General features: G+C 71.8%; 11 protein-coding genes and 1 pseudogene. 3 read left to right on the plus strand and 9 right to left on the minus strand.

Features of this window, described 5'->3' with window-relative positions; all coding sequences use genetic code 11:
* Positions 1 to 212, minus strand: a pseudogene (locus ACZ6PY_RS18135) (RICIN domain-containing protein); the annotation flags it as partial.
* Between the two features lie 449 nt (positions 213 to 661).
* On the opposite strand from ACZ6PY_RS18135, the gene ACZ6PY_RS18140 reads away from it, so the two are divergent.
* The 3 genes from ACZ6PY_RS18140 (at position 662) to ACZ6PY_RS18150 (ending at position 2,854) form a co-directional block, all read left to right on the plus strand.
* The gene (locus ACZ6PY_RS18140; RefSeq protein WP_466073587.1) at positions 662 to 787 is read left to right on the plus strand and encodes a hypothetical protein; all 126 of its coding nucleotides are present in this window, start codon (positions 662 to 664) and stop codon (positions 785 to 787) included.
* Positions 784 to 1,062 (plus strand): hypothetical protein, encoded by a 279-nt coding sequence (locus ACZ6PY_RS18145; RefSeq protein ID WP_466073588.1) that lies wholly within the window; start codon positions 784 to 786, stop codon positions 1,060 to 1,062. The genes ACZ6PY_RS18140 and ACZ6PY_RS18145 overlap by 4 nt, the downstream gene beginning before the upstream one ends.
* 355 nt (positions 1,063 to 1,417) lie before the next feature.
* A complete protein-coding gene (locus ACZ6PY_RS18150; RefSeq protein WP_466073590.1) occupies positions 1,418 to 2,854 on the plus strand; it encodes a glycoside hydrolase family 62 protein in 1,437 nt (478 codons plus the stop codon).
* Positions 2,855 to 2,926: 72 nt separating this feature from the next.
* On the opposite strand, the gene araA is transcribed toward ACZ6PY_RS18150, so the two are convergent.
* The 8 genes from araA to ACZ6PY_RS18190 all read right to left on the minus strand — a co-directional run bounded on the left by araA (position 2,927) and on the right by ACZ6PY_RS18190 (position 12,928).
* Positions 2,927 to 4,429 (minus strand): L-arabinose isomerase, encoded by a 1,503-nt coding sequence (araA, locus tag ACZ6PY_RS18155; RefSeq protein ID WP_466073592.1) that lies wholly within the window; start codon positions 4,427 to 4,429, stop codon positions 2,927 to 2,929.
* A gap of 26 nt (positions 4,430 to 4,455) precedes the next feature.
* Complete coding sequence (yjfF, locus tag ACZ6PY_RS18160) at positions 4,456 to 5,445, minus strand: galactofuranose ABC transporter, permease protein YjfF (RefSeq protein ID WP_466073594.1); 990 nt, start codon at positions 5,443 to 5,445, stop codon at positions 4,456 to 4,458.
* Complete coding sequence (locus ACZ6PY_RS18165; RefSeq protein WP_466073596.1) at positions 5,442 to 6,512, minus strand: ABC transporter permease; 1,071 nt, start codon at positions 6,510 to 6,512, stop codon at positions 5,442 to 5,444. Before ACZ6PY_RS18165 ends, yjfF begins: the two co-directional genes overlap by 4 nt.
* A complete protein-coding gene (locus tag ACZ6PY_RS18170) occupies positions 6,509 to 8,047 on the minus strand; it encodes a sugar ABC transporter ATP-binding protein (protein ID WP_466073598.1) in 1,539 nt (512 codons plus the stop codon). The genes ACZ6PY_RS18165 and ACZ6PY_RS18170 overlap by 4 nt, the downstream gene beginning before the upstream one ends.
* Before the next feature lie 151 nt (positions 8,048 to 8,198).
* Positions 8,199 to 9,197 (minus strand): ABC transporter substrate-binding protein, encoded by a 999-nt coding sequence (locus ACZ6PY_RS18175; protein ID WP_466074671.1) that lies wholly within the window; start codon positions 9,195 to 9,197, stop codon positions 8,199 to 8,201.
* A gap of 140 nt (positions 9,198 to 9,337) precedes the next feature.
* Entirely contained in the window at positions 9,338 to 10,030 is a 693-nt protein-coding gene (locus ACZ6PY_RS18180; protein WP_466073600.1) for an L-ribulose-5-phosphate 4-epimerase, read from the minus strand.
* Positions 10,027 to 11,709: a ribulokinase gene (gene araB, locus ACZ6PY_RS18185; RefSeq protein ID WP_466073602.1), complete on the minus strand. Its 1,683-nt coding sequence runs from the start codon at positions 11,707 to 11,709 to the stop codon at positions 10,027 to 10,029. The genes ACZ6PY_RS18180 and araB overlap by 4 nt, the downstream gene beginning before the upstream one ends.
* 232 nt (positions 11,710 to 11,941) lie before the next feature.
* The gene (locus ACZ6PY_RS18190; protein WP_466073604.1) at positions 11,942 to 12,928 is read right to left on the minus strand and encodes a LacI family DNA-binding transcriptional regulator; all 987 of its coding nucleotides are present in this window, start codon (positions 12,926 to 12,928) and stop codon (positions 11,942 to 11,944) included.
* Between the last annotated feature and the right edge of the window lie 107 nt (positions 12,929 to 13,035).

A 13,035-nucleotide genomic window follows, 5' to 3' on the forward strand; every position in this document is an offset into this window, starting at 1 on the left:
TGGGTGATGCGGGCGCCGTCGGTGGTGGCGGCGCCGTAGACGTCGAGGGCCTTGCCGCTGTTGCGGTTGAGCAGCACGTACCAGGCGCTCGTGTCCACCGCCGCGGCCGCGGCGGGCGCGGCGGGCACCGTGACGAGCGCACCGGTCCCGAGGAACACCGCCGCGACGGCGGCGGCCAGTGCCGATCGCCAGCGACGTCCGAGTCGGGTCACAGTTGTCACCGTCATCAACCATTCCTTTCCGGAGGGACACGCGTCGTGGAAGGACCGCGCCGGGTGGGCGGGTCGGCGCTGGTGGCGTCGGCACGCCCGGCTGGCCTGCGAGCAACGAGGGGGCGGCTCGCGGACCGTCGATGGCGGCGCCGCCGAGCCAGGCAGACCGGGTCGAGCGGGCGCTGGGGTCGCCCGGCTCCCAGCCTCCGCCCGGCCCGACAGCTGTGATGTTAGCGATAACAGAAGGCACGCGCAATGAAACACATCTATTTCGAATTCTCCGTCCGGCCCGGCCTCCCCGTGTCGATGCCGATCCGGGAAAAGTGTTATGACGACCCCCCGGGCATGGTCGAGGCAATAACGATCCTGCCTCTTGAACCGGCCTGACGATTCTGGCAATCTGCTGGCGTTGCCGGGCAGCGCGCATTCCCTCGAACCTCGGAGACGTCATGCAGCAGAGACTCCGGCGTACCCTGATGGCACTGCCGCTGGCGGTGACCGGCACCCTCGCCGTGGTGGGGATCGATTCTCCCGCGCACGCGGCCACCGCCACGATCACGCCCGGCACCCCGTGAGCATCGCCGACGGTTCGTCGGCCAACGGCGCGGCAGCGCAGATCCGGACCTGCACCGGCGCGGAGGACCATACGTTGGCGCCGAGCCCGGCCGGCGAACACTCAGCGGTGAAACCAGGCCTGGCCCACCGCCGGGCACGGGTCGGCCCGCCGGGCGGGGCGGACGCGTACGGGGTCGTCAACTGGGATGCGGAAAGTGTCATCGACGGGGACGATGGCGAATCGACGCAGGCACGCCAGGAACCGTGCGGGCATCGTTCAACGGCAATTCGTTGAGGTCGTTGCTCCCGCAGCAGGCGCCCGTTCGGCGGAGCACGAAGGCCAGCCCGACAGATGGCCCAACCTTGAGGCTGTTATCGATAACATGCTATGTTCGGTGCTCAGGAGCCGAGGGCAACGCCCCGCTGGGGAGCACCGGCCGTCGAAGGGCACCGGACACCTCCGGGTCGACGTGTGGTGAGCGGCACCGGCCCCACCCCGCCATCGAGCTTGCCCGACACGGCCGTACCGGCCGACCCCGGGGCGGTGGCGGCCGCGGTGGACCGGCCACGCACCCGAGGGCGCAACTCCCCGCCTGCGCTTCCCCTCCCTCGCCGCCCGGGCCGGCACCCCACCACCGGAAGGATCCTCCATGCGCACCACGTGGACAGTCAGGGCGGCGACGCTCGCGGCCACCGCGGGCCTGATCGCCGCCGCCGCCGCGACCGTGCCCCCGGCCGCCGACGCGGCCGCCGCCGGCTGCGCGGTCACCTACCAGGTGTCCTCGCAGTGGCCGGGCGGCTTCAACGCCAGCGTCACCGTGACCAACCTCGGCGACCCGGTCGACGGCTGGACGCTCACCTGGAGCTACGCGGCCGGGCAGCAGGTCACCCAGTACTGGAACGCCGCCATCACGCAGAGCGGAGGCCAGGTGCGGGCGTCGAACGTCGGCTACAACGCGGGCATCGGGACCAACGCCGGCGTGTCGTTCGGATTCAACGGCTCGTGGACGGCGAGCAACCCCGCGCCGACCAGCTTCACGCTCAACGGCACCACCTGCACGGGCGGCACGACCACCCCACCGCCCACCACGACACCGCCGCCCAGTTCACCGCCGCCCAGTTCGCCGCCGCCCACCGGCGGCCTGCCGAGCACCTTCCGGTGGAACTCCAGCGACGTGCTCGTCGGCCCGAAGAACGACGGCCGCGGCATCGCCGGGATCAAGGACCCCTCGGTCGTGTACCACAACGGCCGCTACCACGTCTTCGCCAGCACCGCGAAGGCCGACGGCTACAACCTGGTCTACACGAGCTTCACCGACTGGTCCCAGGCCGGCGCGGCCCCGTTCACCTACCTCGACCAGACCCCGATCGGCGCCGGCTACCGCGCCGCGCCGCAGGTGTTCTACTTCGCGCCACAGCGGCTGTGGTATCTCGTCTACCAGACCGGCAACGCGTCGTACTCCACCAACCCCGACATCGGCAACCCGGCCGGGTGGAGCGCGCCGAAGAACTTCTACCCGTCGATGCCGGACATCATCCAGCAGAACATCGGCAACGGCTACTGGGTCGACATGTGGGTGATCTGCGACAGCACCGACTGCTACCTGTTCTCCTCCGACGACAACGGGCACCTGTACCGGTCCCGGACGACGCTGGCGAACTTCCCCAACGGCATGACCGACACGGTCATCGCCATGCAGGACAGCGACCGCAACCGGCTGTTCGAAGCGTCGAACGTCTACCGGGTCGGCAACCGGTACCTGCTGCTCGTGGAGGCGATCGGCAGCGACGGGCGCCGGTACTTCCGCTCCTGGACCGCCCCGGCCGTCGTCGGGCCGTGGACCGCCCTGGCCGACACCGAGAGCAACCCGTTCGCCCGGGCCAGCAACGTCACGTTCCCCGGCGGCGCCTGGACCCGGGACATCAGCCACGGTGAGATGATCCGCAGCGGCAACGACCAGACCCTGCCCGTCGACCCGTGCCACCTGCGCTACCTCTACCAGGGCATGGACCCCGCCGCCGGCGGCGACTACAACAGCCTGCCCTGGCGGCTCGGCCTGCTCACCCAGACCAACTCCACCTGCTGACCCCGGCACACCGGGCCCGGCCGGCGGCGACCGCCGGCCGGGCCGCACCGGTGCCGGCGGCCGCCCGTCGGTTCAGAGCCCCCGGGCCAACCGGTAGTACGCCTGGTTCCAGCGGATCTCCTCGGCGAAGCGGCGCGGGTTCGTGTCGGCGTCGATGACGACCAGCTCGGTGCGGCTCATCTCGGCCAGGTCGTGCAGCTCCTCGACACCCACGGCCTGTGAGAGCACGGTGTGGTGCGGCGCCCCGGCGGTGATCCACGCCTCGGCGGAACCGGCCAGGTGCGGGCGGGGACGCCAGACGGCCCGGGCGACCGGCAGCCGGCGCAGCGGATGTGGTGGCGCCACCACGTCGACCTCGTTGGCCACGAACCGGAACCGCTCCCCCATGTCGGCCAGGCCCAGTACGACCGCGGGGCCGGGCGCCGCGTCGAAGACCAGCCGGACCGGGTCCTCCCGCCCGCCGATGCTCAACGGGTGGATCTCGGCGGAGGGCGTGTCCGCGGCGATGCTCGGGCACACCTCCAGCATGTGCGCGCCGAGGACCAGTTCCCGGCCCGGGGTGAGGTCGTAGGTGTAGTCCTCCATGAACGAGGTGCCGCCGTCCACCCCGACCGCCATCGCCTTGAGGGTGTGCACCAGGACGGACGTCTTCCAGTCGCCCTCACCGCCGAAGCCGTAGCCGTCGGCCATGAGGCGTTGCACCGCGATGCCGGGCAGCTGGCGCAGCCCACCGAGGTCCTCGAAGTTGGTGGTGAAGGCACGGAACCCGCCGGCGTCGAGGAAGGCCCGCAGGCCCAGCTCCAGCCGGGCGGCGTAGCGCAGGGACTCGTGGCGGTCGCCGCCGGTGCGCAGCTCCGGCACCAGCCGGTAGCTGTCGTCGTACTCCTTGACCAGGTCGTCCACCCGCGCGTCGGTGACCTCGCCGACGGCCTGGACGAGGTCGTTGACCCCGTAGGTGTTCACCGAGACGCCGAAGCGCAGCTCCGCCTCCACCTTGTCGCCCTCGGTCACCGCCACGTCGCGCATGTTGTCGCCGAACCGGGCCAGCCGCAGCGACCGCATGGCCGACCAGCCGATCGCCGCGCGCGCCCAGGCGCCCACCCGGGACACCACGCGGGGGTCGCTGACGTGCCCGGCGACGGTCTTGCGGGCCACGCCGAGGCGGGTCTGGATGAAACCGAACTCCCGGTCGCCGTGCGCGGCCTGGTTGAGGTTCATGAAGTCCATGTCGATCTCGTCCCACGGCAGCAGGACGTTGGCCTGGGTGTGCAGGTGCAGCAGCGGCGTCCGCAGCGCGTCCAGACCGGCGATCCACATCTTCGCCGGTGAGAAGGTGTGCATCCAGGCGATCACGCCGACGGCCCCGTGCACGGCGGCTTCCCGGCAGACCCGCAGGATGTCGCCGCTGGTGGTCAGGACCGGTTTCCAGACGACCCGGGCGGGGATGTGCGGCGAGCCGTCGAGCGCCGCCGCGATCTGCCGCGACTGGTCGGCCACCTGGCGAAGGGTGTCCTCGCCGTACATGGCCTGGCTGCCGGTCAGGAACCAGATCTCGGGCTCAGCGTGCGATGCCATGGGGTTGCCTTCCGCGAGTTGGTCGGTCACTTGTAGCGGATTCCGATCAGACGTTGGAGCAGGATGAACGCGAAGAGCAGGCCGCCGATCACGATCTTGGTCCACCACGAGTTGAGGCTGCCGTCGAAGGTGATCAGGGTCTGGATGACCCCGAGGACCAGCACGCCGAGCACGGTGCCGAAGACGTAGCCGGAGCCGCCGGTCAGCACCGTCCCGCCGATGACCACGGCGGCGATGACGTCGAGTTCCATGCCGACGCCGATCAGCGGGGCCCCGGAGAGCGTGTAGAAGGACAGCAGGATGCCGCCGATCGCCGCGCAGAGGCCGCTGATCGTGTAGACGGCGATCCGGGTCCGCCCCACCGGCAGCCCCATGAGCAGGGCCGACTGCGAGTTGCCGCCGATGGCGTACACGTTGCGGCCCAGCCGGGTGTAGGCCAGCACGTACGCGGCGACGGCGACCACGGCGAAGGCGATGAGCACGCTGATCGACACGAAGTTGCCGCTGGGGTTGCCGATGCGTTGCTGGGACATGCTGGTCCAGAACCCGTCGGTGATCGGGATGGACGAGCCGCTGATGAAGGTGCACATGCCGCGGGCGAAGAACATCCCGGCGAGCGTGACGATGAACGGCTGGATGTCGAAGAAATGGATCACGCAGCCCATCAGGAAGCCGAGCGTCGGCCCGATGAGCAGCGCGACGAGCAGCACCAGCGCCGCCGGCAGCCCCTCCCGCAGCAGGAACGCCGACACCATGGCGGTCATCGCGACGACCGAGCCGACGGAGAGGTCGATCCCGCCGGTGAGGATCACGAAGGTCATCCCGACGGCGACGACGAGCAGGAAGCCGTTGTCGATGAAGACGTTGAAGACGACCTGGATGTTCGAGAACGCGCGGTACTGGGAGACGCCGACGCCATACAGGACCAGCAGCAGGGCGAGGGTGGCCAGGACCGGGACGTGCCGCCGGGGCAGCCGCGACCGGGTCCGTGCGGCCAGCAGGGAGAGGGTGGTCATGCCGGCACCTGCTCCTTCGGCCGCTCGGTCACGGGGGTGGGCCCGGCCGCCGGGGCCCGGCGTCGGGTGAAGCGGGCCCGGAAGCCGGGCGCCTGGATGAGGCAGACCGCGATGACCACGACCGCCTTGAACAGCAGGGAGGTCTGGGGCGAGATGTTCATGGCGTACACCGTCGTGGTGAGGGTCTGGATGAGCAGGGCGCCGAGGATCGTGCCGCCGAGGGAGAACCGGCCGCCCGCGAGCGAGGTGCCGCCGATGACGACGGCGAGGATCGCGTCCAGTTCGACCCAGAGGCCCGCCGCGTTGCCGTCGGCGCTGGACACGTTGGCCGTCATCATGAAGCCGGCGACCGCGGCGCAGGCCGCGCTGATCACGTAGACGAGGAACGTGATCCGCGCGGACCGGATGCCGGCCAGCCGGCTGGCCTGGGCGTTGCCCCCGACCGACTCGATGATCAGGCCGAGGGCGGTCCGCCGGGTCACCGCGGCGACCAGGAGGGCCGCACCGAGGGCCAGGAAGATGGCCAGCGGCAGGGTCAGCAGGTGACCGACGCCGATCGCCTTGTACGGGCCCGAGTTGATGGTGAGGATCTGCCCCTCGGTGATCAGCTGGGCGAGGCCCCGGCCCGCGACCATGAGGATGAGGGTGGCGATGATCGGCTGGATGCCGATGACCGCGACCAGCACGCCGTTCCAGGCGCCGAGCACGAGGGCCACCCCCAGCCCCAGGGCCAGCGCGGCCAGCACCCCGCCGAGGCTGTTCTGGTCGCGCTGCTCGCTGATGTGCAGGCAGGCGATGGCGCCGCTGATCGCGCAGAGCGAGCCGACCGAGAGGTCGATGCCGCCGGTGGCGATCACAAGCGTCATGCCGAGCGCGACCAGGATCAGCGGCGCGCTCAACCGCAGGATGTCGATCAGGCTGCCGTACAGGTGGCCGTCGCGCATCTGCACCGACAGGAAGCCGGGGCGGTAGACGGTGTTGGCGGCCAGCATGCCGACGAGGACGACGACCGGCCAGAAGAGCCGGTGGGTCGTCAGCGCGCGGTAACCGGCCGTTCGGTTGCTCATGACGGCACCCCCTCGTGCCCGGCGCCGGCCGCGATGGTCTGCATGATCCGGTCGGCGTCGACGCTCTGGTCGTTGGCGAGCAGCGCGACCATCTCCCGGTCGCGCATCACGGCGATGGTGTGGCTGAGCCGGAGCACCTCCTCCAGCTCGGCGGAGACGAACAGCACCGCCATGCCGCCGTCGGAGAGCTGGGCGACCAGCCGCTGGATCTCGGTCTTGGCGCCGATGTCGATGCCCCGGGTCGGCTCGTCGAGGATCAGCAGGCGCGGCTCCGTGATGAGCCAGCGCGCGAGCAGGACCTTCTGCTGGTTGCCGCCGGAGAGGTTGCCCACCGGGATGTCGGGGTCCGCCGGCCGGATGCTCAGGGCCCGCACGTACCGTTCGACCAGCTCGTCCTGCCGGCGGCGGGGAACGGGCCGGAGCCAGCCCCGGGCGGCCTGCAGGGCCAGGATGATGTTCTCCCGCACGGACAGCTCGGCGACGATGCCCTCGGCCCGCCGGTTCTCCGAACAGAAGCCGATGCCCTGGCCGATGGCGGCCACCGGGGTGCGCAGCGACGTGGGTGCGCCGTGCACCCGGACGGTGCCGTGGTCGGCGCGGTCGGCGCCGAACAGCAGCCGGGCGACCTCGGTACGCCCCGAGCCGAGCAGACCGGCGAGGCCGACCACCTCCCCCTCGTGGATGGTGAGGTCGAACCGCGCGACCGCCGAGCGGCGTCCCAGGTCGCGCACCTCCAGCAACGGTGCGCCCTCGGCCGGCGCGGCGTCGTGCCGCGACTGCTCGTCCAGTCGTTCCAGCACCTGCAGTTCCTTGCCGATCATCTTCTCCACCAGGCCGAGCTGGGGAAGCTGGCTCGTCGGGTACTCGCCGACGAGCTGGCCGTTGCGCAGCACGGTGATCCGGTCGGCGATCTCGTAGACCTGGTCCAGGAAGTGGGTGACGAACAGGATCGCGAGGCCGTCGTCGCGCAGCTGCCGCATGACCCGGAACAACTGGGCGACCTCGCTCGCGTCGAGGCTGGAGGTGGGCTCGTCGAGGACCAGCACCCGCGCCTCGACGTCGATGGCGCGGGCGATCGCCACCATCTGCTGCACGGCCAGCGAGTAGCTGCCGAGCTGCGCGTTGACGTCGATGTCGAGGTCGAGCCGGGCGAGGAGGGCGCGGGCCCGGCGGCGCATCTCCGCCCACCGCACCGCGCCGAGCCGGCGCGGTTCCCGGCCGATGAAGATGTTCTCCGCCACCGAGAGATTGGTGCAGAGGTTGACCTCCTGGTAGACGGTGCTCACGCCGGCGGCGGTGGCCTGCATCGGGCCGGTGAAGGACACCTGCTCGCCGTCGAGCGTGACGGTGCCGTGGTCGGTGCTGTAGACGCCGGTCAGCACCTTGATGAGGGTCGACTTGCCGGCGCCGTTCTCGCCCATCAGGGCGTGCACCTCGCCGGGGAAGAGGCGGAAGTCCACGCCGTCGAGGGCCCGTACCCCCGGGAAGGACTTGCTGATCCCGGTCATGGTCAGCACTGGATGACTACCTGTCATGCCACCGGGCCTTTCCTGGTCGATGAGACGGTGCGCGGTGTGGGCGCGGGGGGTTGGGGGGGGGGGGGGGGGGGGGGGGGTGGGGGGGGGGGGGGGGGGGCGGGGGCCCCGCCCGCCGCTCCGGATGCGGGGGTCGACCCCCGTGGTCCGGTCAGTACTTGCGGTTCGGCAGTGCTTCCTTCGCCTGTTCCTGGGTGAAGGTGGTCTCCTGGGTCTCGATGCGGGCCGGCACCGTCTCGCCGTTCTTCACCTTCTTGACCAGGTCCATCAGCTGGGGACCGAGCAGCGGGCTGCACTCGGCGATGAAGTTGAACTTGCCGTCGGCGAGGGCCTGCATGCCGTCCTTGACCGCGTCGACCGTGATGATGGTGATGTCCTTGCCGGGCACCTTCCCGGCCGCGGTGATCGCCTCGAGCGCGCCCAGGCCCATGTCGTCGTTGTGGGCGAACAGCACGTCGATCTTCGGGTTGGCCTTCAGGAACTGCTCCATCACCTGCTTCCCGCCGGCTCGCGTGAAGTCACCGGACTGGGAAGCGATGATCTTGAGGTTCGGGTTGGCCGCGATCGCCTCGGCGAAGCCCTTCTTCCGGTCGTTCGCCGGCGCCGAACCGGTCGTGCCCTGCAGCTCGACGATGCTGACCGGGCCGGTGGCGGCCTTCTTCTGCTCCACCAGCCACTCCCCCGCGAGCCGGCCTTCCTTCACGAAGTCCGACCCGAGGAAGGTCTTGTACAGGGACTTGTCGGCCGAGTCGACCGACCGGTCGGTGAGGATGACCGGGATCTTGGCGTCCTTGGCCTCCTTGAGCACGGTGTCCCACCCGGACTCCACCACCGGCGAGAAGGCGATCACGTCGACCTTCTGCTGGATGAAGTTGCGGATGGCCTTGATCTGGTTCTCCTGCTTCTGCTGGGCGTCGTCGAACTTCAGCTCGATCCCGGCCTCCGTCGCGGCCTCCTTGATCGAGGTGGTGTTCGCCGTGCGCCACCCGCTCTCCGCGCCGACCTGGGAGAAGCCGAGCGTGATCGTGCCGTCGTCGCCGCCGCTGCCGCTGCCGCCCGTGTCGCTGTTGCCGCAGGCCGCCACGCCGGTGGCGAGCAGCGCGGCGGCGAGCACCGCGATGATCTTGCGGGACGGCGGGTGGGTCCTCATTCTCTTCACCGCGAATCTCCTCGGGGGTAAACGTTCCGGGAGGCCCCGCGCCCGTGGGCGCACGGCCTGCGCTGGTGGTGGTGCTGCCGGGTGGTGCGACGCGGCCGGTCCGGGGGACGGCCGCGCGATCGGGGCGGCCGTCAGGGGCTCGCCGGTGAGGGGGGCCGCTGCCCGTAGGCGGTCTGGTAGCGGTCGTGCAGGGCGTCGACGTCGGCCGCCGCCAACGGCAGCGGCGCGCCGAGCGCCCGGGTCAGGTGCGCCGTGCGGGCGATGTCCTCACACATGACCGCGGCCTTCACGGCGGCGCGGGCGTCCCGGCCGATGGTGAACACGCCGTGGTTGCGCATGAGCACCGCCGGCGACCGGTGCCCGGCGAGGGTCGCCACGATCCCCTTGCCGATGTCGTCGCCGCCGATCAGGGCGAACGGGCCGATGGGGATCTCACCGCCGAACTCGTCGGCCTGGGCGGTGAGGTGGCACGGGATCGACTCGCCCCGGGCCGCCCAGGCCGTCGCGTACCCGCTGTGGGTGTGCACCACCCCGCCCACCTCGGGCAGGGCGCGGTAGACGTAGGCGTGGGCGGCCGTGTCGCTCGACGGCGCGAAGTCGCCCTCGACCACGGTGCCGTCCAGGTCGCACACGACCATGTTCTCCGGGGCGAGGTCGTCGTAGTCGACGCCGCTCGGCTTGATCACCATGAGGTTCTGTCCGGGCACCCGGGCCGAGACGTTCCCGGACGTCCACGCCACCAGCCGGTAGCGGGTGAGTTCGGCGTGCAACCGGGCGACGCTCTCCCGCAGCCGCCGGATCTGCTGACCGGGCTCGGCGCTCACGCGACCACCTCCAGGGGCGTGTCGATCTGTGCCGCCGGTCGTTCGACGGCGGCGTTGCGGATCGCGCGCAGGCGCAACATGACGTCGTTGCCGCCGCGTCCGAAGTGGTCGTGCAGCGACCGGTACTCGGCGTAGAGCGCGTCGTAGGCGCGCGCCCGCTCGGGGTCCGGCCGGTAGGCGTCGCGGTCCACCCGGCCCATCGCCGCCGACGCGGCGTGGACGTCCGGGTAGGCGCCGGCGGCGACCGCCGCGTGGATGGCCGAACCCAGCGCCGGCCCCTGCGCCGAGCCGATGAGGCTCAGCGGCCGGTCGGTGACGTCGCTGTAGATCTGCATGAGCAGCGGGTTGGCGGTCAGGCCGCCGGCCACCACCAGCTCCCGGATCGGCACCCCCGCCTCGACGAACGCCTCGATGATCATGCGGGTGCCGTAGGCCGTCGACTCCAGCAGCGCCCGGTAGACGTCCGCCGGCCGGGTGGCCAGGGTCAGCCCCAGGATGAGACCGCTCAGGTCGTGGTTGACCAGCAGCGAACGGTTGCCGTTCCACCAGTCCAGCGCGACCAGCCCGTGGGCGCCGACCGGCTGCGCGGCGGCCAGCTCGCAGAGCCGCTCGTGCGAGTCGACACCCGCCGGCGCCGCGTGGTCGACGAACCAGCCGAAGATGTCGCCCACGCCGCTCTGGCCGGCCTCGTAGCCCCAGGCGCCGGGGCTGAGTCCACCCTCGACGACACCGCACATGCCCGGCACCTCGGCCAGCTCGGTGCCGTTGACCACGTGACAGGTCGAGGTGCCCATGATGGCGACCAGGTGGCCGGGGGCCAGCGCTCGCGCGGCGGCGGCCGTGACGTGGGCGTCGACGTTGCCGGCCGCGACCGCGATGCCCTCGGGCAGCCCGGTCCACGCGGCGGCCTCGGCGGTGAGCCCGCCGGCCCGGGCACCCAGCGGAAGCAGCGGCCCGTCCAGCTTGGCGACGAAGTCGGCGAACCCCGGGTCGAGCGCCGCCAGGAAGTCCCGGGACGGGTACCGCCCGTCCTGGCGGATGCCCTTGTAGCCGGCCGTGCAGATGTTGCGGGTCTCCACGCCGCAGAGCTGCCAGACGATCCAGTCGGCCGCCTCGACGAACCGCGCGGCCCGACCGTAGACCTCCGGGTCCTCGTCGAGGATCTGCAGGCCCTTGGCGAACTGCCACTCGGCGGAGATCTTCCCGCCGTAGCGGTGGAGCCAGGGTTCGCCGCGCTCGTGCGCGAGCGCGTTGATCCGGTCGGCGTGCGGCTGCGCGGCGTGGTGCTTCCACAGCTTCACCCACGCGTGCGGCCGGCTGCGCAGCTCGGGCACCTCGCAGAGCGGGGTGCCGTCGGCCAGGGCGGGCAGGACCGTGCAGGCGGTGAAGTCCGTGGCGATCCCGATCACGCGGGCCGGGTCGATCCCCGCGGCGGCCACGGCTGCCGGCACCGCGCGCCGCAGCACGTCCCGGTAGTCCTCCGGGTCCTGCAACGCCCAGTCCGGCGGGAGCGGTGTCCCGTCCGGGAGGGTGGACTCGAGCACCCCGTGCCGGTACTCGTGGACCGCGGTGCCGAGCTCCGCGCCGTCCCCGACCCGGACCACCAGCGCCCTGCCCGACAACGTTCCGAAGTCGACCCCGACGACGTACCGGTCCCCCGGTCCGGCCACCCCGACCACCTCCACCTGCCTGTGCCGTGGCTCACATTGTTAACGCTCACATCTGAGTCGGTCAAGATGCCCGTGCAACAGTCCGGTAACCACCGGGGTCACTGTGGAGGGGGCGCCGAACGCGGGCGGCGCCCGGCGGCCGGCCGCGCGCGGGCGCCACGGACCGGGCGGTCGCCCGCCGGCGGATTCAGGTGCTGTTAACGGTCACAGGAGCGCGCCCTCGCGGGCTCACCGCGGCCGGTCAGGCCGGCGGGGCGGCGACGCTCCGCCGGGAGATCAGGGTCGGCGCGATGGTCTGCCGCAGCTCCCCGACGGTGTCGGACTCGATCTGCGCCAGCAACAGGTCCAGGCTGGCCCGGGCCACCGCGGCGAAGTCCGGCCGCACGGTGGTCAGCGGCGGGATGAAGTACGCCGCCTCCGGCACGTCGTCGAAGCCCACCACGCTGATCTCGTCCGGCACCCGGCGGCCGTGCTCGTGCAGCGCCCGCAGCACGCCCAGCGCCAGGTGGTCGTTGGCGGTGAAGACCGCCGTCACCTCGGGCATCCGCGCCAGCATCTGCCCGCACCGGTAGCCCGACGCGGCCGACCAGTCCCCCGGCACCAGCGGCGGCACCTCGGCGCCGGCCGCCCGCAGGGCGTCCCGCCACCCCTCGATGCGCCCGGCGCTGTCGAACCAGTCGGCCGGCCCGGAGACGTGCCAGACCGTCCGGTGGCCCGCGTCCAGCAGGTGCTGCGTCGCCGCCCGCGCACCGGCCACCTGGTCCACCGTCACCAGCGGCACCGGCCGGCGCGGATCACCGTCGACGGTCACCAGCGGCACGTCCTTCGGCAGGTGCTCCAGCGCCTCCCCGGCCGACTCCACCGGCGCGATCACCACGATCCCCGCCACCCGGTGCGCCAGGTGCCGCTCCACGGCCTCGGAGATGGAGACCTGGTCGAGGTCCCGCACACTGCCCACGGTGACCGCGAAGCCCTCCTCGGCGGCGGTCTGCTCCAGCGCCGCCAGCAGCGACGCCGGGCCGTACAACGTGGTGTTCTGGGCGACCACCCCGATCACCTGGGACCGGCCGGTCACCAGGGCGCGGGCCGCGCGGTTGGGCCGGTAGCCCAGCTCCACGATCGCCGCCTGCACCCGCAGGCGCGTCTGCTCGCGCACGTTCGGGTGCCCGTTCAGCACCCGGGACACGGTCTGGTGGGAAACCCCCGCGAGCCGCGCCACATCCGTCATCGCGGGACCACGCACGGCACTCACCCTTCCCCACGGGCCTCCGACCGCCACGCCCCGGCAACCCCGGCACGGCACCGGGCCCACCCGTCGCGAAACCAGCGTCAGTG

This window comes from Micromonospora sp. NPDC048907 (genome assembly GCF_055586885.1).

Bases quoted from the DNA above. Each gene is read 5' to 3' on its own strand.
- yjfF (WP_466073594.1), bottom strand. From the start codon at position 5,445: ATGACCACCCTCTCCCTGCTGGCCGCACGGACCCGGTCGCGGCTGCCC.
- ACZ6PY_RS18190 (WP_466073604.1), bottom strand. From the start codon at position 12,928: ATGACGGATGTGGCGCGGCTCGCGGGGGTTTCCCACCAGACCGTGTCC.
- ACZ6PY_RS18175 (WP_466074671.1), bottom strand. From the start codon at position 9,197: ATGAGGACCCACCCGCCGTCCCGCAAGATCATCGCGGTGCTCGCCGCC.
- ACZ6PY_RS18150 (WP_466073590.1), top strand. From the start codon at position 1,418: ATGCGCACCACGTGGACAGTCAGGGCGGCGACGCTCGCGGCCACCGCG.
- araA (WP_466073592.1), bottom strand. From the start codon at position 4,429: ATGGCATCGCACGCTGAGCCCGAGATCTGGTTCCTGACCGGCAGCCAG.
- ACZ6PY_RS18170 (WP_466073598.1), bottom strand. From the start codon at position 8,047: ATGACAGGTAGTCATCCAGTGCTGACCATGACCGGGATCAGCAAGTCC.
- ACZ6PY_RS18165 (WP_466073596.1), bottom strand. From the start codon at position 6,512: ATGAGCAACCGAACGGCCGGTTACCGCGCGCTGACGACCCACCGGCTC.
- ACZ6PY_RS18140 (WP_466073587.1), top strand. From the start codon at position 662: ATGCAGCAGAGACTCCGGCGTACCCTGATGGCACTGCCGCTGGCGGTG.